Source organism: Maricaulis salignorans, from assembly GCF_900103475.1.
GTDB classification, from domain to species: Bacteria; Pseudomonadota; Alphaproteobacteria; order Caulobacterales; family Maricaulaceae; genus Maricaulis; species Maricaulis salignorans.
Genome location: NZ_FNHG01000001.1, coordinates 143963 through 163793 on the forward strand (window position 1 = coordinate 143963; position 19831 = coordinate 163793).

Below are 19831 nucleotides of genomic sequence, written 5' to 3' on the forward strand. Positions count from 1 at the left end.
GCGCGTGGCTTTACCGGGTTCGCGCCCTAGTCGACTGCAAAGTCGACGGGGTCCGCCAACAGGCCGTGGGCGACGGTCGAACCGTACAGGCTGATCGCCGTCGGATCCGGCAAGGTGGAGATCCAGCCGCGCAGATCATAGGCCGCGTTGAGCGTGCCCATGACGACCTGGCTGGCGATCAGCGGGTCGAGGGCGCGGACAGAGCCTTCGGAAATGCCATCAATCATCATGCCCGCGAAGCGGCGCGCCAGCCGGGTCGAGCGCTCCAGCATGTCGGTCCGCCATTCGCTTGGCAGGACTTGCAAAGCCGTCGTGCGCAAGAGCGGAAAATCACTGCACAGCTGGACATCCAGCAGGGTGGCGATGGCGGAGGCCAGCCGGTCGCGCTGGCTCCCATTGGCCTCGATGGCGGCGCGCTGCACCAGTTCGATCCGCTCATGGCTGCGCCGGAAGCATTCCAGCACCAGTTCATCCTTGGCTTCCAGATGATGGTAGAAACTGCCCTTGGTGACATTCAGTTCTGACGCGATCTGCTCGACCGAGGCGCCGCGATAACCTTTTTCATTGATCAGGCATGTGGCGGCGCGCGCGAAATTCTCCGGCATGCCCTCCGCTTCGGCTGTCCGGGACGGTGTCTTGACCGGCAGGAGTTGCGGCGTCCATGCAGCATCGGCCGGAGCAATGCCGTGCTCGAAAATCTCGATCATGCGGCGGCTGAGCCGCGGGTAGTCATCGACCGAATACAGGGCCAGCCAGCCGGGCAGCCAGAACATGTTCTGCACCAGGACATGGGCGCGGATCGTGCGCAGGATCTTGTCGCGTGCCGTCAGCGGCGGCGCGAAGAATTCGCGAACCTTGCGCAGCGCCCCGACATAACGGGCCGTCAGATCGGTGCGGAAGGGTTCGCCCAGTGCGCGGATATCCGAGAGGACGGTATAGGGACGTTCGCGATTGAGCTGGATGCGGGCGTGCAGCTCGAAATGCACCTGGACATAACGCGCGACGCGCGCCCGCGGCGTCGGCTGGGCGCCCGCGTCGCGGATCAGCTCCTCGAGCCGGTCGATCGAGCGGTCCAGAACGGCCGCTGCCAGCAATTCCTTGCGTTTGAAATAATAGGTCACGCTGGTGGTATTCAGCCCGACGAGCTCGGCGACATCGACAAAAGTCATGCCCTTGACGCCATGCCGGTTGATCAGCTGCGCCGCGGCATCGAGTATGCGTTCGCGCTTCTGCTGAAAGCGCTGCGTAGTGGCGTCGTCGCCCTGGTCATGTCTGGCATCCATATCATCGGCTTAACAGAGTTTCGCGCGAGCGTCACCGAGTGCGGCAGATTGCACGTCTTGCGGCGCGTCCTGGCTTGGGGTCAAATCGGTTTGTCGCGCCGGTCTGGCGTTAGACGACTGAATTGAAACGGAATCGACAGGAGCGGCCCATGTCTGTGATCACCACCCAACGCCACGGTGAGGTGCTTGTCATCATCTCCGACAATCCACCCGTCAACGCGCTCGGCCAGGCCGTCCGCGCGGGGCTGGCTGCAGGGATCGCCGAGGCGGCCGGCGATGACGCGATCAAGGCTGTGGTTATTCGCTGCGAAGGACGGACCTTCTTCGCGGGTGCCGACATAACCGAGTTCGGCAAGCCTCCGGTCGGCCCGTCATTGCCCGAAGTGGTGGATGCAATCGAGCAATGCCGCAAACCGGTGGTCGCCGCTATTCACGGCACGGCGCTGGGCGGCGGGTTGGAAGTCGCCCTGGGCTGCCACTACCGCATCGCAATTCCTTCAGCCAAGCTCGGTCTGCCGGAAGTGAAACTCGGGCTTCTGCCTGGCGCGGGTGGCACGCAACGCCTGCCGCGCGTCGCCGGCGTGGCTGATGCGCTGACGATGATCGTCAGCGGCAATCCGGTGACCGCAGCCCGGGCGCTGGAGATCGGCCTGGTCGACCGGGTTGCCGATGCCGGCAGTCTGGCTGATGCGGCCATCGCCTTTGCCAGGGAGGTCGCCGGCGCGGCTGGCCACCCGGTCTCGAGCCTGCGCACTGACCGCATTGCCGAAGCGGCCAATCACCCGCAGGTCTTCGATAAATTCATCGCCGAAAACTCCCGCAAGCTGCACGGTTTCGATGCGCCGAAGGCCTGTATCGAGGCCGTCCGGGCTGCGGTCGAATTGCCGTTTGAGCAGGGTGTCAAGCTGGAACGGGACCTGTTCATGAAGCTCGTCTCCGGCACCCAGTCCAGGGCGATGCGCCATCTCTTCTTCGCCGAACGCCAGGCGGCAAAGATCGATGGCATCCCGGCCGACACACCTGTGATCGATATCGCCCGGGTGGGGATTCTCGGTGCCGGCACGATGGGCGGCGGGATTGCGATGAATTTCCTCTCCGCCGGCCTGCCCGTAACCCTGGTCGAACGTGAACAGGCGGCGCTGGATCGCGGCGTTGCCACCATTCGCAAGAATTACGAACGCACCGCAGCGCGCGGCCGCATGACGACAGAGCAGGTCGAGCAGGCCATGGGCTTGCTGACCCCGACGCTGGATTACGGGGACCTCGCCGATTGCGATCTGGTGATCGAGGCGGTGTTCGAACTGATGGAGATCAAGAAAGAGGTCTTTCGCCGTCTGGATGGCATCGTGAAGCCCGGCGCCATCCTCGCCTCCAACACCAGTTATCTCAATATCGACGAGATGGCCGCCGAGACGGAACGGCCCGAAGCCGTGGTCGGTCTGCACTTCTTCTCGCCGGCCAATATCATGCGCCTGCTCGAAGTCGTGCGCGGTGCCAGCACCTCGCCTTCCGTTCTCAAGACGGTGATGGGTCTGGCCAAAAGGATCGGCAAGATTGCCGTCGTTTCCGGCGTCTGCCCCGGCTTCATCGGCAACCGCATGCTCAGCCCGCGTCAGACCGAGGCGCAAAAGCTTCTGCTTGAAGGCGCGACGCCATGGGAGGTTGATGCCGCCCTGACCGAATTCGGTTTTCCGATGGGCCCTTTCCAGATGGCCGATCTGGCCGGGCTGGATCTGGGCTGGACCGCGGAAGGCTCGACCAGTTCGACCATTCGCGAAGTCCTGTGCGAGCGCGGGCGGCGGGGCCAGAAGACCTCGAAAGGCTTCTATGATTACGACGAGAACCGTCGCGGCTCGCCCTCACCTGAGACCGAGACGATAATCGCGGACTTCGCGGCGAAGAGCGGCCTGCCGCAGCGCAAGTTCTCGGGCGATGAGATTCGTGAGCGCCTGCTCTATCCGATGATCAATGAGGGCGCGAAAATCCTCGAGGAGGGCATGGCCCAACGCGCCTCGGACATCGATATCGTCTGGCTCAATGGCTATGGCTGGCCGGCCTTTACCGGTGGTCCGATGTTCTGGGCCGATACGATCGGGCTGAAGGTTGTGCTCGAGGGGCTGGCCCGACATGCCCGCGCGCTGGGGCCGGACTTTACAGTTTCGAGCCTGTTGCGAAGCAAAGCCGAGGCCGGCGAAACCTTCAACTGAACATGAAAACGGCCGGCGGGATTGCCCCGCCGGCCGTTTTGGTCTGTTTGCCGATGGGCGCTATTTCGGCGCGATAACGCCGGTGCGCATGGCTTCCTTCATGGTGTCGAAATCCTCGGTCAGCTCGCTGGTTGGCGTGCGGGTGGCGAAGCCGACCACGAGGGTGACGATCAGGCTGAGCGCGAAGCCCGGCACCATTTCATACATCACGTCGGACGGGCGCATGCCGCCGATCTCGAATGGTGCGTAGATCCAGATCAGCACTGTTGCCGCACCGGTGACCATGCCGGCCAGCGCTGCATTACGGGTCATGCCGCGCCAGAACAGGCTCAGCAGGATGAGCGGGCCGAAAGCGGCGCCGAAGCCGGCCCAGGCATTGGAGACCAGTGAGAGGATGGTGCTCGACCGGTCAAAGGCCAGCGCAATGGCGACCAGGGAGACGGCCAGAACCGAGAACCGCCCGACCAGGACGAGTTCCGTCTGGCTCGCCCCGCGGCGCACGAAATGTTTGTAGAAATCCTCGGTCAGCGAGCTGGAGGAGACCAGAAGCTGGGAGGAGATCGTGCTCATGATCGCGGCCAGGATGGCGGCGAGCAGGAAGCCGCCGACCAGCGGGTGGAAGAGGACCTGGGAGAGCAGGATGAAGATCGTCTCCGGATCGGTCAGGGCGGCACCGGTCGAAGTGACATAGGCGAGGCCGAGAATACCGGTGGCAACGGCACCGATCAGGGTGACGAGCATCCAGCTCATGCCGATATAACGCGCGGCGCGGACTTCCTTCAGCGTGGCGATGGCCATGAAGCGGACAATGATGTGTGGCTGGCCAAAATAGCCCAGGCCCCAGGCCATGCTCGAGATGACGCCGAGCACTGTGACGCCGGTGGTCATCTGCAACAGGGTTGGATCGATACTATTGATTTCCGCCAGGATGGGATCGCTGCCACCCAGCACCATATAGGTGACGATCGGAACCGTGATCAGGGCGACAAACATGATGCAGCCCTGGACGAAATCGGTCAGCGACACGGCGAGGAAGCCGCCGAACAATGTGTAGGCGACGACGACACCGGCGGTGAGGAACAGCCCGATCTCATAGCTCAGCCCGAAGGAAGCCTCGAACAGCTTGCCGCCGGCAACAACACCGGCCGAGGTGTAGAGGGTGAAGAAGACAACGATGACCAGCGAGGAAATGACGCGCAGCAGGCGTGACTTGTCCTTGAAGCGCTTCTCGAAGAAATCCGGGATGGTGATCGCGTCATCGGCAATCTCGGTATAGGCGCGCAGGCGCGGTGCCACGAGCTTGTAGTTGAGATAGGCGCCGATCAGCAGACCCACCGCGATCCACGCACTGCTCATCCCCGAGACATAGATGGCGCCGGGCAGGCCCATCAGCATCCAGCCGCTCATATCCGACGCGCCCGCTGACAATGCCGCCACAGCCGGGTGCAATTGCCGGCCGCCCAGCATGTATTCGGCGACATTGCTGGTCGATTTTCGGTAGGCGTAATAGCCAATCGCCATCATCAGGATGAAATAGAGGGCGAGGGAAATCAGGGCTTCGGTTTGCATGTCACGCTCACGATCATGGATTGGGAGTTGTCTGGGCGGCGGTCAGGGACCTTATGGCCGGGTCTGGCCGTCGCCGAGGACGAGATATTTGTAGATGGTCAATTGCTCGAGTCCGACCGGGCCGCGCGCATGCATCTTGCCGGTGGCAATGCCAATCTCCGCCCCCATGCCGAACTCGCCCCCGTCGGAAAACTGGGTCGAAGCATTATGCATCACGACCGCAGAGTCGATAGTGCGCAGGAATGCGGCGGCAGTCTCGCTGTCTTCGGTGATGATGGCATCGGTATGATGCGAGGAATGGGCCTCGATGAATGTCATGGCTTCGGCCGCGTCATCGACCAGTTTCACCGACAGGATGGCATCGAGATATTCAGTGTCCCAGTCCTCGTCGGAGGCCGGCTTGATGCGGGCGTCGATGGCGATGGATTCGGCCTCGCCGCGCACTTCGCAGGCCCCGAGGGCGTCGAGCAGGCCGGGCAGGTATTGTCCCGCAATCGCCCGGTCGACGACCAGGCTTTCAGTGGCACCGCAAACGCCGGTGCGGCGCAGCTTGGCATTGACGACGACGGCGGTCGCCTTGGCCAGGTCGGCGGCGCTGTGGATATAGGTGTGCACATTGCCATCGAGATGAAGCAGGGTGGGCACGCGCGCTTCGCGCTGGACCAGGGAGACCAGGCCCTTGCCGCCGCGCGGGATGACGAGATCAACATAGTCGGCGCAATGCAGCAGGAATTTCACCGCGTCGCGATCTGTGGTGTCGACCAGCTGGACGGCGTCTTCGGGCAGACCGGCCGCTTTCAGGCCGGCGGCAAGGCAGGCGACGATCTGGCGCGTTGAATTGAGGCTTTCCGAACCGCCGCGCAGGATAATGGCATTGCCCGATTTCAGGCAGAGCGCGCCGGCATCGGCGCCGACATTCGGGCGTGATTCATAGACCATGGCGATGACGCCGATTGGCACGGAGATGCGTTCGACGACGAGCCCGTTGGGGCGTTCGAAGCGGGCCAGCTTGCGACCGACCGGGTCGGGCAGGTCTGCGATCTGTTCCAGCGCCGAGGCCATCGCCTCGATCCGGCCGGCATCGAGCACGAGGCGGTCGATGAAAGCGGCATTCTTGCCTTTGCCGGCAACGCTTTCGACATCCTTGCGATTGGCGTCGAGCAAAGCGGGCATGGTCTCGCGCAGCGCCTTGGCGGTGGCGCGCAGGGCGGTATTCTTCTGTTCTGTGGTGGCTCCGGCGAGAGCGCCGGCGGCTTGCCTGGCCTTGCGGCCCAGCTCATTCACATAGTCTTGCACGGTCTCGGACATTATTTTCCTTGTGGTCTGTCTGGTGGTGATGGGCGGGCAGGCGGCGACTGTTATCGCAGCTCTATGGCCCGCGCGTAAGCGGCCTTGGTGGTGTTTTCGAGCAGCGTGTCGAGCTGTCCGTCCTGCATCAGGGCTTCAAGCCCGGCCTGGGTCGTTCCGTTCTTGCTCGTGACATCCTTGCGCAGGGTCTCGAGCGACTGGTCGGATTGCCGTGCCATCTCGATGGCACCGGCCATGGTGTCGAGCACCAGGGTTCGTGCCGTCGCCGTGTCGAAGCCCAGGGCTTCGGCCGCGGCGACATAGCTGCGGGCAATTTCGAACACATAGCCTGAACCGCTGCCGGCGACGGCTGTGATACGGTCGATCTGGTCTTCATCCTCGACCCAGATCGCCGAGCCGGTTGCGCTCGCCAGTGCCGTTGCGGCCTCGCGATGAGCGGTTGTGCACGTCGCATTGGCGAACAGGCCGTTGACGCCCTGGCCGATCATTGCCGGCAAATTGGGCATCAGCCGGATCACTGGGCTCTCGCCGATCAGGGCGGTTATGCGGGCACTGGAATAGCCCGCGGCAATCGAGACGAGGCAGCCATCCGGTGCCAGATGCGGCATATAGGGTGGCAGTGCCGTATCGATCATTTGCGGTTTCACCGCGATCAGCACCATATCAAACAGGCGTTCACCCAGTTCTGCGGGCGAGCGCACATGCTCGACGCCCGGCGGCACGGAGCCGCCATTGGGTGAGGCGACGGTGAAACGCGCAATATCTGACTGGAGCCAGCGGCGCAGCATGGCGCCGCCCATTTTTCCGCACCCGATCAACAAGATCTGCATCAATAATCCTCTGTCACGACCTGCTGGGCGGCCATCACAGAAGCTGGGCTAGCACTGGCCTGCGGTCATTTCAGAGCGTGTAGTATCTTATAAGCAAAGCGAACGCAAATTTCTCACAGAGTCCAATACCGTATCGAATTTGTGAGTAAGGGCAGAAGCGTTAAAGGGCAAAATTAGGGCAAGAGATGATATAATGTATTTGCCATTACAGGAGTCGGTTGGTTGAAATGCGGTTCGTATTCCCGTATAGACTGATCAACCCACAAAATTTCCCCCTGATATCGAACGGAGACCTGTTTTGAGTGCGCGCAAGAGAATTGTTGTAAAGATCGGCTCGAGCCTTCTGGCCAACAGCAAGCGACTGACCCTGAGATACGCCTTCATGCACGGGCTTCTGAGCGACATCGCCGATCTGCGCGAGCAGGGTTATGATGTTGTGTTGACCTCTTCCGGCGCCGTCGCGCTCGGACTCAATGCCGTGAACAAATCCCCCGAAGAGGCCGATGTGCTCGACAAGCAGGCCGCCGCCGCTTGCGGTCAACCACTCCTGCTGAACGCCTACGGCCAGGTTGCCGCCGAGCATGGCTATATTATCGGCCAGGTACTGGTAACTCTGGGGGATATCGAGGAGCGCCGCAGCTTCCTCAATATCCGCAACACGATCCAGCGCCTGTTCGAGCATGGTGTGATGCCTGTCGTGAACGAGAATGACACGGTTACGACCCAGGAAATCCGGGTTGGCGATAATGACCGACTGGCGGCCAAGGTCGCGCACATGATCCAGGCTGATCATCTGATCATCCTGACCAGTGTCGACGGCCTCTATGATCGCGACCCTTCAGAGCCGGGCGCCCAATTCATCGAAACGATTGATGATGTCAGTTCCTACCTGGCCGTGACCGACAGTACGAGCGCGCTGGGAAGCGGCGGCATGCTGACCAAGATGCATGCGGCCAACATGGCGCAGGATGCCGGTTGCGAGACGCTGATCGCGCGCGGCATTATCGAGCGGCCGATCTCCTCCATCCTTGCCAAGGAGCGCCGTCATACGCGTTGCGTCGCCAAGGGTACGCCGGCCTCCTCCTGGGCTGTCTGGCTGACCAATCGCCTGCAAATGGCCGGCAGCCTGGTGCTCAAGCAGGAGCGGATTGATGCCATGCTCGCCGGCGACCTCGTCGTCGAGCGCGCCGACATCGTCTCGATCCATGGCGATTTCCAGAAGGGCGATGTGCTGCACATCTATAACGAGGCCGACGAGGAATGCGCCCGCGGCCTGACCAATTTCTCGTCCAATGAAACGCTTCTCCTGGCGCGGCATCTCGACCAGCCGATCAGCGAATTGCTCGGCTATGAAGGCGGCACACGCGTGATCAGTCCGGAAAACCTGGTGATGCTGCAAAATCACCATCTGCCCTGGGACGTGCCAACCGACCAGGTCACCCTGGTCGCGTCCTGACGGCATTCAGCCGGAGCGCACCGCGCTCCGGTTGCCGCAGGCTTTTCTTCCCGCATGGATAAAATATGACTGGGGCGGCCGGCACGGCGTAGCCTCCGATTAACCTTGACAATTAATGGTGTCAGTTCGTTCGGCGAACCCGTTTTTGCGGGTCCTCGTCAAATGGGAAGCTGGCCTGCGCAAGACTTCATCGCGTCGACCGGTTGACCTGTCACGCCGCCCGGTCCGGGCCATGGAGTCCCTTGATGCCTGCAATCAACCTGCAAAACATGTCCTTGCGTGGCCGCCTGTCCCTGCTCGCGGTCGCTTCGATCGGCGCCATGCTGCTCTATGTGCTCGTCAACGGCCTGGTGGGCAGTGCGGTGGCGCGGGTCGTCACAGAGTCGCGGCAAACGACCATCGCCAATGTCGCGGCCAATGCGCTGGAGAAGGACATGACCTCCTTCCTGCGTGACACCTACCGCATGCTGGCCCTGCCGACCGATGATTTCATTGCCGATGCGCGCGGAAATCTGACCGATCTGGGGATTGCGATCGAGAATACGCGGGCCACCGGGCTCGATGCCCGCTATCAGGCGACATTTGACGAAATCCAGACCGAATATACCGCGCTGACCGCGTTGTTCGGCGAGCTTGAAGCGCAGGTTCGGAACCTGACGACAGCGGACACCATCGCCTATACTGAACGCTTGGCCGTATTCGACGACGATATGGACACGATGATCGAGAGTGTCCGCGACGGCACGGCCGATGACCTGCGCGCCGGCTGGGCCGAACTCGACACCATGCACACGCTCAGCTTCTGGATCGGGGTCATCGCCGTGCTGGTCGCGGCGGGCGTACTCTATGGGCTGACCATCATGATCGGTGCGTCGATCCGGCGCTCGGTCGCCAGCGTGCAGCAGGTCCTCACGGCCCTGGCCCGCGGTGATCGGCATGTCGAGATCGCCGGCCAGGAGCGCGCCGATGTGTTTGGTGAGCTCAGCCGCGCCCTGTCGCAACTCGACGCAGCCCTGACGGCCGCCGATGAGGTGCGCGCGCGTGATGATGCCGAAGCCGAAACCAAGATGCGTCAGCAGGAAGCGACCCGGCAGGCCGTGGAACGCTTTGAGGATGCGTCTTCCAATCTGATGCAGAGTGTCATGCGTTCCTCGGAAAGCCTTGAGCTGGCCGCCGGCCAGATGCAGTCCCGGTCCAGCGAGGCCGCCGGCCAGTCCAACTCGGCCCGCCAGGCCGCCGATCTGACCGCCAGCAGCGTGCAATCGGTCGCCGCCGCCGCCGAGGAACTCGCCGCCTCCATCGCGGAAGTCTCCAGCCAGGTCGCCCGTACCAGTGAATTGTCGCAGGTCGCCGATCAGGAAACCCGCGTCAGTTCCGAGGTTGTGGAACAGCTGGCGGAATCGGCCCAGGCGATCGGTGCCATTATCGATCTGATCGACACCATCGCCTCGCAGACCAATCTGCTCGCGCTCAACGCGACCATCGAGGCGGCGCGGGCCGGTGAGGCCGGCAAGGGCTTCGCCGTCGTGGCTTCCGAGGTCAAGGCGCTCGCCGAGCAGACATCCGGTGCAACCCAGCAGATCACCCAGCGCATCTCGGCGATCCAGTCCTCGACCGAGGCCTGCGCCAAGTCGACGGCGGCGGCGCTCGCAGCCGTGTCCCAGCTGGGCGAACTGGCAACGGCCTCGGCCGCGGCGATCGAACAGCAACGCGTCGCCACCTCGGAAATCGCCGAGTCGGCCCAGCGGGCCCAGGCGGGCGCGACCAAGGCAGCCACCGATGTCGGCCAGGTCGCCGAATTCACCCAGCAGACCGACCAGGTCTCCAGCGACGTGCTCAATTCCTGCACCGACATGGCCCGCAATCAGGGCGCCTGGAAGGATGAGTTCGACCAGTTCCTGAATACAATCCGCGCCGCCTGACCGCAGACTAGTCCCACAAACGCTCCCGGATCTCGGCGCCATGTTCGTCGAGACCGGGCGAGCGCTGGCCCGAGCCGACATCGGCGCCGGACATGCGGATCGGATTGCGGATGCCGGGAATCCCATCGGCTTCGGTCGCCAGGCCACGATGTCGGGCCTGGACATCCTGGAAGGCCTGTTCGACCGTATTGATCGGCCCGGCCGGAATGCCTTCTTTTTCAAGCGCGGCAAGCAAGCCCTCACGCGTGAAGCGCGCCATGGCGGCGGCGATCTGGGCCACCAGTTCGCTCCGGTTGGCCGCGCGTTCGGCATTGGTGCGATTGCGGGCAAGTACATCCGGCGGAAAGTCCAGCAGGGTGCAGAGGCGTTCAAACTGGCCATCATTGCCGCAGGCCAGGATGATATGCCCATCACTGGCGGCAAACTCCTGATAGGGCACGATATTCGGGTGTGAATTGCCGAGCCGGTGCGGTGTGATCCCGGTGGTCAGATAATTCATCGCCTGATTGCCCAGCACACCCATCATGCTGTCGAGCAGCGCCATGTCGACATGCTGGCCAAGTCCGGTCTTCTCGCGCTGGGCCAGGGCCGCCTGGACACCGATCACGCCATAGACGCCGGTGAAAATATCCGCGAAGGCGACGCCCAGGCGCTGGGGCGGCCGGTCGGGCTCTCCGGTCAGGTCCATGATCCCGCTCATCGCCTGGATCATCAGGTCATAGCCGGCCCGGTGGGCATAGGGCCCGGTCTGGCCAAAACCGGTGACGGAGCAATAGACCAGGCGCGGATTGCGCGTTTTCAAACTGTCATAGTCGAGCCCGTATTTGGCCAGCCCGCCAACCTTGAAATTCTCGACCAGAACATCGGCGCCATCGACCAGTTCCAGCACCAGATCGCGATCTTCCGGCCTGGTGAAGTCGAGCGCGATCGAGCGCTTGCCGCGATTGCAGGAATGATAATAGGCCGCCGCCCGGCCGCTCTCATGCTCGACCCAGGGCGGGCCCCATTGGCGGGTATCATCGCCGCGCGGCGCTTCGACCTTGATCACATCAGCGCCGAGATCGGCCAGGGTCTGGCCGATCCAGGGCCCGGCCAGCACGCGCGCCAGTTCCAGTACCTTGAGGCCGGCGAGTGGCTTGTTGTCGATCGCTTGTGTCATGGGAATTCCTTGAAAAAACCGGCGATGGTCTGCTCATACGCTGTCGCGCCAACGCCGCAAAGCGTCGCCGGACCGGCTGCGACGATCAGCCCGGGCCGCGGTCGAAACTGGCGCTCTTGACGAGGGCATAGACGGCCAGGCCGGGTGCCAGTTGCAGCGCCTCGACCGAGGCGCGGGTGAGACGGGCCTTCAACGGGCTGGTGCCGATCGAGAGGGTCAGATCGGCATAGGGGGAGTTTTCATCGGCGGTGATGCTCGTGATCCGGCCATCGAGCACGTTGCGGATGCTGATCGCCTGCGGTTTCAGCGTGGCGATCGCGACATCACGGGCCCGGATCCGCAGCCTGACCGCATCGCCCGGCTGCAGGGCGGCGGGCATCGGCAATTCCAGTATCTGTCCGCCAATATCGATCCGGCTGAGCTGCAGGCGTTCATCCTGGTCGACCAGATGACCGGCCAGGACCGAACCGGCCTCGAAATCCCGTTCCAGCGGTTCGATATCCAGCCGCGCGAAGACATCCTCGACCGGTCCCATCGCGACGCATTGACCTCGGGACAGGGCCAGAACACGGTCAGACAGGCGCACCACTTCCTCGACGGAATGGCTGACATAGAGCGCGGGAATGCCCAATTGCCGCAAGGTCGTGTCGAGATAGGGCAGAAGCTCGGCCTTGCGGGCATGGTCGAGCCCGGCCATCGGCTCGTCGAGCAGAAGCAGGCGCGGCTGGGTCAGCAGGGCACGGGCGAGCGCCACGCGTTGCGCTTCGCCGCCCGACAGCGAGGCCGGCCGGCGCGGCAATAGCGGCGCCAGGTCAAGCGCTTCAATGATCGTTTCGGGATCGAAACGTGTCGGGCCGGTCGCCGCGCGGCGCTGTGCGTAGTCAAGATTTCCCGCGACGCTGAGATGGGAAAACAGGCGTGCGTCCTGGAAGACCAGACCGACCGGCCGTTGGTGGGCCGGGGTGAAAACATGCCGGGCGCGGTCGACCCAGACTGCCTCGCCCATCGCCAGGCGGCCCTGATCGGGGCGGTCGAGACCGGCGATCAGCCGCAACAGGCTGGTCTTGCCACTACCGCTGGGGCCGAACACAGCGGTAATGCCGGCGAGCGGAATTTCCGCCTCGATATCAAGGTCGAAACCACCGCGCCGGGAGCGCAGCTGCAGGGATAGCAGATCATCCGACATGGACACGGAACCGGCGATTGAGGCTGTAGACGACCAGCAGGGTGATGAAGGAGAAGGCGATCAGCATGCCCGAGAGGATATGGGCGTCCTGGTATTGCAGGCTCTCGACCTGTTCGAAAATCGCAATCGAGATGACGCGGGTCTGGCCGGGAATACTGCCACCGACCATCAGCACGACACCGAATTCCCCGATTGTGTGGGCAAAGCTCAATATCGAGGCGGTCAGAAAACCGCGAATCGAAAGCGGCGCGGCGACGCTGAAAAAGGCGTCCAGCGGCGAGGCGCCGAGGCTCGCAGCGGCTTCCAGGGGCGCGCGGCCGACACTTTCAAAAGCGCTCTGCAGCGGCTGCACCATGAAGGGCAGGGAGTAGATTACCGAGGCCACAACCAGGCCGGTGAAGGAGAAGGTCAGCGTATCGCCGGTCAGGGTCAGCCAGAAACGGCCGACCGGCGAAGTCGGGTTGAGCAGGATGAGCAGGTAGAAGCCGATCACGGTCGGCGGCAGGATGAGCGGCAGGGCGGTCAGGGCCTCGATCGCCGGTTTCAGCACCGAGCGTGTGCGCGCCAGCCACCAGGCCAGCGGTGTGCCGAGCACCAGAAGGATCGCGGTGGTGATCGCCGCGAGTTCGAGGCTGAGCCAGAGTGGGCCGAGATCAGGCATTATTCCTCAACACCATAGCCATGGGCGGAGATGATTTCGCGCGCCTCCGCGCTGGCCAGGAAATCCAGCCAGGCCCGCGCCGCCGGATTGTCCTGCCCGTGCCGCGTCAGCACCGCATCCTGACGGATCGGCGTGTAAAGATGCGGGGGTATCGCCCAGTAGTCGGGGTCGGCGCTCATATCTGTGCCGGCGAATTGCGAAACCGGGACGACGCCCAGATCGGCATTGCCGGTGATTAACATCGCCTGGACGGCAGCTATGCTTTCGCCGGTGACGAGCCGGTCTTGCGCCGGGGACCATAATTCAAGCGCCTGCAGCGCCTCGCGGGCCGCGGCGCCATAGGGCGCAAGTGCCGGGTTGGCGATGGCAAGCGTGCGGTAGCGGCCTTCACGCAGCCTGTCCGCTATCGGGCCTGATGTGTCAGAGCCATTGGTCGACCACAGGGCGATATGCCCCACGGCATAGGTGAATTGCGTGCCGGACACGGTTCGACCCTGCGCCGCAAGGCGGTTTACGGTCTCCTGGTCAGCCGACAGCAGCACATCGAAGGGCGCGCCGTGGAGAATCTGGGCATAGAGCCGGCCGGTTGAGCCCGGCGTGATCAGCACGGTATGCTCGCCTGTTTGTTCGAACCGGGTCTGCAGCGCGCGTGCCGTCGTGTTGAAATTCGACGCAACGGCGATCAGCGCCTGGTCCGCCGCCGCTGGCGCAGGGTGAAACAGCCAGCCAAGCGCCAGCGCTCCGGCGCTCACAATGCTGCGTATCTGATCCGTCCAGGCCAATGAGCTCCGCTCCCGGTGGCTGCCAAGCCCCTCGCCCCATTTGACGGCGGATCGGTCGCGCGGTCCAGAGCCGCGACTCAGGCCGTGGCGGGGTCGGGTTTGCGATAGACGAATTGACCGACATCGCAACGGCCCGAGCGGAAGCCGGCCTCGCAATAGGCGAGGTAGTAGCGCCAGATGCGGGCGAAGCGGTCGTCAAAGCCCAATTCCCGGATCCGGGGCCAGGCCGCATCGAAGTCGGTGTGCCAGCGCTGCAGGGTGTCGGCATAATCTTCGCCAAACATCTCGGCGCCGATATCCTCCAGCCCGGCCCGGGCGGCTTCGCGGGCAAGCGCCTGCGGCGGCGGCAACATGCCGCCGGGAAAGACGTATTTCTGGATGAAATCGACCGTGCCGCGATAATCTTCGAAATCGGCTTCGCGCAGGGTGATAACCTGTAGCGCAGCATGGCCGCCGGGTTTCAGGCAATGCGCCAGCTGGTCAAAATAGACCGGCCAATGCGCCTCGCCGACCGCTTCAAACATCTCGATCGAGACGATGGCGTCGAACTTTTCGTCGATATCGCGATAATCGCGGATCTGCAGCTCGACCTGGCCGTCCAGCCCGGCCTTGGCGATGCGGGCCCGGGCGTAGTCCAGCTGCTCTGTCGACAGGGTGACGCCGGTGACACGGCAACCGAAATCGCGCGCGGCCACTTCGGCAAATCCGCCCCAGCCGCAACCAATTTCGAGCACATGATCGCCGGGCTTCAACTGCGCGGCGACGCAGATCCGGCGATATTTCTCCGCCTGTGCCGATTCCAGGCTCTGGTCTGGCGCCGTGAAACAGGCCGAGGAATAGGTCATGCTCGCATCGAGCCAGAGCGCGTAGAAAGCGTTCCCCAAATCATAGTGGAAGGCGATATTGCGCTTGCTGCCGCTGCGGGTATTGGCGTTGAGCCAGTGCTGGACCTGGCCGATGATGCGGCTCGGCCCGCCCCTCGCCTGGGCGACACTGATCTGGTCGAAAGCGCGGGCGAGCACATCGAGCAGGGCGCGCAGATCGGGCGTGTCCCATTCGTCATTCACATAACCTTCGGCAAAGCCCAGCGCGCCGCTACCCCCCAGCCGCAACAGTGCATTCCAGCGCTTCAGCCGCCATTCGGCCTGGGCACTCGCCGCCGGGTCACCACAGAAAACCCGATAGCCGGAGGGCAATTGGATGACGAGATGTGCGCTGTCCAGACCGGACAGGGCGTGACGCAAACGGTTGGCGATGAAACGGTCCAGCGCGCTGCCGGATTCCGGTTGGCCAGTGTCACCGGCCTGGTCCGAATAGATATCCATCATTGTCTCCAGGGTCTGGTGTCGATGGAGCCGTGCCGGGGAGTATACAGCCTTAGCCCCTTGAGGCGAAGGCGTGCGGCTTCCAGCAGGATGGCGCCGACGATCTTGATTGTATTGAAGGCCAGCGAAAACGGAGCGCGGACAAGATTGCGCGTCGTCAGGGGCTCGATTGTGCATTTCTGGACGGCGCTGAGGACGCAGGCGCCCTCGCGGTAGAGCTGGATCGCCAGGCGCAGACCGGTCTGGTCGCGGTCGAGCCGGAAGCGGTATTCGCCATTCGTGTCATTGAAGGGCGAGACAAAGAAGCGCTTGCTGCTGGAAAAGCGCAGACTTTTCCCCGGGAAGGCCGGCGGCAGCATGAAAGTGTAGGCGCGGCGCCCGCCATGAAAATTGCTGACCTGGAAAATCACGGCCCGCAAGGCCTCCGACCGATCATGGCAAAACAACACCGTCACCGGATTGAAGACCAGGCCGAGCACGCGGGGCGCCGCGAGGATCTGGACCCGGCCGAGCTCGAAGTCCGCTGCCTCACCATCCAGTTGCTCACGCACCCAGGGCCGCAATCTGTCGTCGCCGCGCCCGTGATCGCGGGCCTGGAAGCTGACGAGATTGAAGCGATTGACCGAAAACAGGGGGGAGCGGATCCGGGCCAGCTGCGGCCCGTCGATATCGAGCAGGACGGAGTGCATGCGATAGCGCAGGCTGTGGCGCTTCGGCCCCAGCCGGGTATGGCCGATATCGCCATCGAGAAGTGAGGCGGGCAGCGGCGTCATTGAGCGCTAACGGTCCGGCGAATTCCGGTCTGCGCCGCATTATGGTCCGGCCAGACGATGCGTCCGGTCATGCCCTCCAGGCCCCAGGGGCGCTCCGGGGCGCCCAGTGCCTCGGCAACGGCGAGTCCCGATTGCAGCCCGTCCTCGTGAAATCCCGATCCCAGCCAGGCACCACAATACCAGCTGCGATTATCGCCCTGGATTTCATGGATTTGCCGCTGCGCCGCGATCGCGGCGGCGTCGAAGACCGGATGGGCATAATGGTCCGTGTGCAGGACGAGGTCGGGCGCCGGGGCGAGATCGGGATTGAGGGTGACCAGCACCGGCTTGGCGGTTGCCAGCGGCTGTAGCCGGTTCATCCAATAGGTCAGGCTGATGCGTTCCTGCCCGGTTCTGTCCGGCGTATCGAGATAATTCCAGCTCGCCCAGGCCGATTTGCGCCGCGGCATGAGCCGCGTATCGGTATGCAGGACAGCGATATTATCGCGGTAACGGATGGCCCCGAGCAGGTTGATCTCCTGCGGTGTGGGATCGGCCAGAAGTTTCAGGGCCTGGTCGCTATGGCAGGCGAAAACCACTTCGTCGAACAGCATGGCGTCGCCGTCGACTGGATGCAGGGTCACCGAGTCATTGGAGCGCGTGACCGAGCGGATTGGCGTCGATAACTGCAAGTCGCCGGTGAAGAGATCGATCAGTGCCTCGACATGGTGGCGGCTACCGCCCGTCACGGTGCGCCAGGCGGGCTGGTTGAGCACCTGCAGCAGGCCGTGATTGCGGAAAAACTCGAAGAAGGCGCTGGCCGGATAGCCGCGCATGGTGGCGACCGGTGAGGACCAGATCGCTGCGCACATGGGAAGGATATGGTCGTCGCGGAAGGTGCGCGAATAGCCCTCATCGCGCAGGAATTGATCAAGGCAGCGCGGCTCGGACGCGGCATCGAGCACTTTGGAATGCGCGTGCAGGCGCAAGAGGTCGCGCAGCATGCGCCACATGCGAGGCCGAAGAAGATTGCGCTTTTGGGCGAACAGGCCTTCGGGCCGCGACGAGTATTCGAAGCCATGACCGTCGAGCGAGGCGGCAAATGACATGTCGCTGGGCGCGGTTTCGACGCCGAGCAGGTCGAGCATGGCTGTGAAATTGGGGTAATTGGCCGGATTGAAGACGATGAAGCCGGTATCCACGGCGACCGGCTCGCCGTCGATATCGACCTCGACCGTATGGGCGTGGCCGCCTGGCCGGGAGGCCGCCTCGAACAGGGTGACCTGATGATGCAGTGTCAGACGCCAGGCCGCTGACAGTCCGGCAATTCCCGAACCGATCACCGCGATCCGCTTTTTCTGTTGTAGTGCACCCATTGGCCGCGCCCGATAATTGTGGTCAATGAAAGGGGTTACGAGCGCTGGCCCGGTGTGGATCACTGCAGTCACATGTGATCCATCCCGCCGCGGGCGCCGTAGTCTGGGCATGTACGCTGTCGCTCAGATATTGAATTCGCCCCGGTTGCGCGGGCGGACTGGCCTGGAAAAGGGGCGAATGGGGATGGCTGCGCCGTCGCAGGCAGGGCTGATGGATGCTGCGGAGCTGGCTGGTCTTGTCGAGCGCATTGGCGCCGACCGGGACCGTGAGGCCTTCCGCCGTCTGTTCGATCATTTCGCGCCGCGTGTGCGCGGCTTTCTGGTCCGCCGCGGCTTGCCCTCTGCCCAGGCCGATGACCTGGCCCAGGACACCATGCTGGCTATCTGGCGCCGTGCCGAAAGCTATGACGTCGCCAAATCCGCCGTGTCGACCTGGGTCTATACGATCGCGCGCAACCTCCATATCGACCAGTATCGCAAGCTGGCCCGGGCTGATCGTGTCGACCTGACCGATCCATCCCTGCGCCCCGGCGAAATCCCGGCCGCCGATGAACTCTATGCCCGCGGCCAGGATGCCAGCGCTGTGAGCGAGGCGCTCCAGACCCTGCCGGAGGATCAGCGCAGGGTGCTTGAACTGGCTTTCATGGAAGGCCTGTCCCACAGCGATATTGCCGTCCGCCTGGTTTTGCCGCTGGGGACGGTCAAATCGCGAATCCGTCTGGCGATGGACAAATTGAAACTCAGCCTTGGAGATCTGCAATGAGCCGGAGAGGCTATTTCCTCGAACAGGGCTGGTATCTCGACCATGCCGCCGGTGCCTCGATGTCGCCGGGTCAGGACATGCTGTTGCGTTCGCATCTGGAAGTGTCCGTGCCGGCGCGGGCGCATGCTGTCTCGATGGCGCGGATTGGTGGTGCCATGCTGGAATCGGTTGAGGACAAGGGTGAACTCGCCTTCGATGCGGATGATATTTTCGCCCTCGACGAGGCATTTGATGCCGCCCGGACCCCGCCTGAGCCTGCTGCGGCCATACCGGCGGCCGCGGTCGACCGGCCCGAATGCCTGCCCGCGGTGTTGTGCGATTTCATCGACCGGGAAGGGATCAAATTGCGCTGGGAGTTTCTCGGCCCCGGTCTGAGAAAGGCGATGCTGTGGCATGGCGAGAGCGATGAGCGCCTCTGGCTGCTGCGCGCGCGTCCAGGTGTCGCCATCCCGCGCCATGGTCATCGCGGTACCGAATTGACGCTCGTCTTGCAGGGTTCCTTCCTCGATGGCGATCAGCGGTATGTACGCGGTGATGTCGAGGAGGCCGATCCCGGGGTCGAGCATGATATCCAGATTGGTGAGGGCGAGGAATGCATCTGTCTCGCACTGACCCAGGGCAAGTTGCGCTTTGACGACCCGCTCTTGCGGGCGCTGCAGGTTTTTACCGGCCTTTGATGCCCCGCGGACACTCTGCCGGCCACTGGCGCTGCATGCGGTTTACGGCTTGATCAGGATATCACCCTAATCTGGTTTCGCCTCGCGACTGAAGGCGCGCATCGCCAACCGGGCAGGCTGGCAGAAAATCTCGGAAGGGTATGAATGATGACGGACCAGGCGATGGGTTGGCGCGACTATGCAGAAATCGACGAAACTGCCGTGGGGGCCCTGGTTGCGGCGGTTGGCGCGGACACTTTCGCGACCCTGAAAGCCCAGTTCGTTGCGGACTTCCAATCTCTCGCAGCGACGCATATCCAGGCCCGCCGTGATGGTGACGAGGCCGCCGCGCGCGCGGCCGCGCATGGCCTGCGGGGCGCAGCGCTCAATGTCGGCCTCACACGGCTGGGCCATCTGGCCGGAGCGCTCGAGCGCGGCGAGCATGGCGAGGAGGGCGAACTGCCCGCCGTACTGGCGTCTGCAGTCGCCTGCCTGATGGCGTCGGGCCAGGCCTGAAATCAAAAAAAAAGTCCTTCATTCAGCTAGGGTTCACCCGGAAAACCCTCTAGTATGGAGGTCTGGCATCTGCCGGGGCG

17 protein-coding genes are annotated in these 19831 nt (G+C 63.4%); 6 read left to right on the top strand and 11 right to left on the bottom strand.

The window, feature by feature from the left end:
- Positions 1 to 26: 26 nt before the first annotated feature.
- Positions 27 to 1283 carry a TetR/AcrR family transcriptional regulator gene (locus BLT42_RS00710; protein WP_091765219.1) on the bottom strand — a complete coding sequence of 419 codons (1257 nt, stop codon included), beginning with the start codon at positions 1281 to 1283 and terminating at the stop codon, positions 27 to 29.
- A 149-nt stretch (positions 1284 to 1432) separates the two neighbouring features.
- Between BLT42_RS00710 and BLT42_RS00715 the strand changes: the two genes are divergently transcribed.
- The gene (locus tag BLT42_RS00715; RefSeq protein WP_091765221.1) at positions 1433 to 3490 is read left to right on the top strand and encodes a 3-hydroxyacyl-CoA dehydrogenase NAD-binding domain-containing protein; all 2058 of its coding nucleotides are present in this window, start codon (positions 1433 to 1435) and stop codon (positions 3488 to 3490) included.
- Positions 3491 to 3550: 60 nt separating this feature from the next.
- Here the strand turns inward: BLT42_RS00715 and putP are convergent, their stop codons facing one another.
- Genes putP through BLT42_RS00730 form a run of 3 tightly spaced genes read right to left on the bottom strand, consistent with a single transcriptional unit; the run spans position 3551 to position 7197 of the window.
- On the bottom strand, positions 3551 to 5059 hold the full coding sequence (gene putP / locus BLT42_RS00720) for a sodium/proline symporter PutP (RefSeq protein ID WP_091765223.1): 1509 nt from the start codon (positions 5057 to 5059) through the stop codon (positions 3551 to 3553).
- Positions 5060 to 5110: 51 nt separating this feature from the next.
- On the bottom strand, positions 5111 to 6397 hold the full coding sequence (locus BLT42_RS00725) for a glutamate-5-semialdehyde dehydrogenase (protein ID WP_267887687.1): 1287 nt from the start codon (positions 6395 to 6397) through the stop codon (positions 5111 to 5113).
- 20 nt (positions 6398 to 6417) lie between these two features.
- Positions 6418 to 7197 (bottom strand): pyrroline-5-carboxylate reductase family protein, encoded by a 780-nt coding sequence (locus BLT42_RS00730; protein ID WP_091765227.1) that lies wholly within the window; start codon positions 7195 to 7197, stop codon positions 6418 to 6420.
- A 298-nt stretch (positions 7198 to 7495) separates the two neighbouring features.
- Here BLT42_RS00730 and proB point away from each other — a divergent pair, with 298 nt between their 5' ends.
- Both proB and BLT42_RS00740 read left to right on the top strand, forming a co-directional pair.
- The gene (proB, locus tag BLT42_RS00735; RefSeq protein ID WP_091765229.1) at positions 7496 to 8653 is read left to right on the top strand and encodes a glutamate 5-kinase; all 1158 of its coding nucleotides are present in this window, start codon (positions 7496 to 7498) and stop codon (positions 8651 to 8653) included.
- A gap of 245 nt (positions 8654 to 8898) precedes the next feature.
- Positions 8899 to 10575 carry a methyl-accepting chemotaxis protein gene (locus BLT42_RS00740; protein WP_091765232.1) on the top strand — a complete coding sequence of 559 codons (1677 nt, stop codon included), beginning with the start codon at positions 8899 to 8901 and terminating at the stop codon, positions 10573 to 10575.
- Positions 10576 to 10582: 7 nt separating this feature from the next.
- Here BLT42_RS00740 and BLT42_RS00745 read toward each other — a convergent pair whose 3' ends face one another.
- The 7 genes from BLT42_RS00745 to BLT42_RS00775 all read right to left on the bottom strand — a co-directional run bounded on the left by BLT42_RS00745 (position 10583) and on the right by BLT42_RS00775 (position 17816).
- On the bottom strand, positions 10583 to 11722 hold the full coding sequence (locus BLT42_RS00745) for a CaiB/BaiF CoA transferase family protein (RefSeq protein ID WP_091765846.1): 1140 nt from the start codon (positions 11720 to 11722) through the stop codon (positions 10583 to 10585).
- 97 nt (positions 11723 to 11819) lie between these two features.
- Positions 11820 to 12920: a molybdenum ABC transporter ATP-binding protein gene (gene modC, locus BLT42_RS00750; protein ID WP_091765235.1), complete on the bottom strand. Its 1101-nt coding sequence runs from the start codon at positions 12918 to 12920 to the stop codon at positions 11820 to 11822.
- Positions 12910 to 13581 carry a molybdate ABC transporter permease subunit gene (modB, locus tag BLT42_RS00755; RefSeq protein WP_091765237.1) on the bottom strand — a complete coding sequence of 224 codons (672 nt, stop codon included), beginning with the start codon at positions 13579 to 13581 and terminating at the stop codon, positions 12910 to 12912. Before modB ends, modC begins: the two co-directional genes overlap by 11 nt.
- Positions 13581 to 14333 carry a molybdate ABC transporter substrate-binding protein gene (gene modA, locus BLT42_RS00760; RefSeq protein WP_233342235.1) on the bottom strand — a complete coding sequence of 251 codons (753 nt, stop codon included), beginning with the start codon at positions 14331 to 14333 and terminating at the stop codon, positions 13581 to 13583. The genes modB and modA overlap by 1 nt, the downstream gene beginning before the upstream one ends.
- Positions 14334 to 14440: 107 nt before the next feature.
- A complete protein-coding gene (locus BLT42_RS00765; RefSeq protein ID WP_091765243.1) occupies positions 14441 to 15688 on the bottom strand; it encodes an SAM-dependent methyltransferase in 1248 nt (415 codons plus the stop codon).
- The gene (locus BLT42_RS00770) at positions 15688 to 16461 is read right to left on the bottom strand and encodes a DUF1365 domain-containing protein (protein WP_091765246.1); all 774 of its coding nucleotides are present in this window, start codon (positions 16459 to 16461) and stop codon (positions 15688 to 15690) included. Before BLT42_RS00770 ends, BLT42_RS00765 begins: the two co-directional genes overlap by 1 nt.
- Positions 16458 to 17816 carry an NAD(P)/FAD-dependent oxidoreductase gene (locus tag BLT42_RS00775; RefSeq protein WP_091765249.1) on the bottom strand — a complete coding sequence of 453 codons (1359 nt, stop codon included), beginning with the start codon at positions 17814 to 17816 and terminating at the stop codon, positions 16458 to 16460. The genes BLT42_RS00770 and BLT42_RS00775 overlap by 4 nt, the downstream gene beginning before the upstream one ends.
- A 184-nt stretch (positions 17817 to 18000) precedes the next feature.
- On the opposite strand from BLT42_RS00775, the gene BLT42_RS00780 reads away from it, so the two are divergent.
- The 3 genes from BLT42_RS00780 to BLT42_RS00790 all read left to right on the top strand — a co-directional run bounded on the left by BLT42_RS00780 (position 18001) and on the right by BLT42_RS00790 (position 19751).
- Entirely contained in the window at positions 18001 to 18579 is a 579-nt protein-coding gene (locus BLT42_RS00780; protein WP_233342236.1) for a sigma-70 family RNA polymerase sigma factor, read from the top strand.
- Entirely contained in the window at positions 18576 to 19256 is a 681-nt protein-coding gene (locus BLT42_RS00785; protein WP_091765252.1) for a ChrR family anti-sigma-E factor, read from the top strand. Before BLT42_RS00780 ends, BLT42_RS00785 begins: the two co-directional genes overlap by 4 nt.
- Before the next feature lie 144 nt (positions 19257 to 19400).
- A complete protein-coding gene (locus tag BLT42_RS00790) occupies positions 19401 to 19751 on the top strand; it encodes an Hpt domain-containing protein (protein ID WP_091765259.1) in 351 nt (116 codons plus the stop codon).
- Positions 19752 to 19831: the final 80 nt, after the last annotated feature.

What these genes read in the sequence shown, in the direction of transcription:
- BLT42_RS00710 (WP_091765219.1), bottom strand. Translation starts at nt 1,283, where the DNA reads ATGGATGCCAGACATGACCAGGGCGACGACGCCACTACGCAGCGCTTT.
- BLT42_RS00715 (WP_091765221.1), top strand. Translation starts at nt 1,433, where the DNA reads ATGTCTGTGATCACCACCCAACGCCACGGTGAGGTGCTTGTCATCATC.
- putP (WP_091765223.1), bottom strand. Translation starts at nt 5,059, where the DNA reads ATGCAAACCGAAGCCCTGATTTCCCTCGCCCTCTATTTCATCCTGATG.
- BLT42_RS00730 (WP_091765227.1), bottom strand. Translation starts at nt 7,197, where the DNA reads ATGCAGATCTTGTTGATCGGGTGCGGAAAAATGGGCGGCGCCATGCTG.
- BLT42_RS00740 (WP_091765232.1), top strand. Translation starts at nt 8,899, where the DNA reads ATGCCTGCAATCAACCTGCAAAACATGTCCTTGCGTGGCCGCCTGTCC.
- modC (WP_091765235.1), bottom strand. Translation starts at nt 12,920, where the DNA reads ATGTCGGATGATCTGCTATCCCTGCAGCTGCGCTCCCGGCGCGGTGGT.
- modB (WP_091765237.1), bottom strand. Translation starts at nt 13,581, where the DNA reads ATGCCTGATCTCGGCCCACTCTGGCTCAGCCTCGAACTCGCGGCGATC.
- BLT42_RS00765 (WP_091765243.1), bottom strand. Translation starts at nt 15,688, where the DNA reads ATGGATATCTATTCGGACCAGGCCGGTGACACTGGCCAACCGGAATCC.
- BLT42_RS00770 (WP_091765246.1), bottom strand. Translation starts at nt 16,461, where the DNA reads ATGACGCCGCTGCCCGCCTCACTTCTCGATGGCGATATCGGCCATACC.
- BLT42_RS00775 (WP_091765249.1), bottom strand. Translation starts at nt 17,816, where the DNA reads ATGGGTGCACTACAACAGAAAAAGCGGATCGCGGTGATCGGTTCGGGA.
- BLT42_RS00780 (WP_233342236.1), top strand. Translation starts at nt 18,001, where the DNA reads ATGGCTGCGCCGTCGCAGGCAGGGCTGATGGATGCTGCGGAGCTGGCT.
- BLT42_RS00785 (WP_091765252.1), top strand. Translation starts at nt 18,576, where the DNA reads ATGAGCCGGAGAGGCTATTTCCTCGAACAGGGCTGGTATCTCGACCAT.
- BLT42_RS00790 (WP_091765259.1), top strand. Translation starts at nt 19,401, where the DNA reads ATGATGACGGACCAGGCGATGGGTTGGCGCGACTATGCAGAAATCGAC.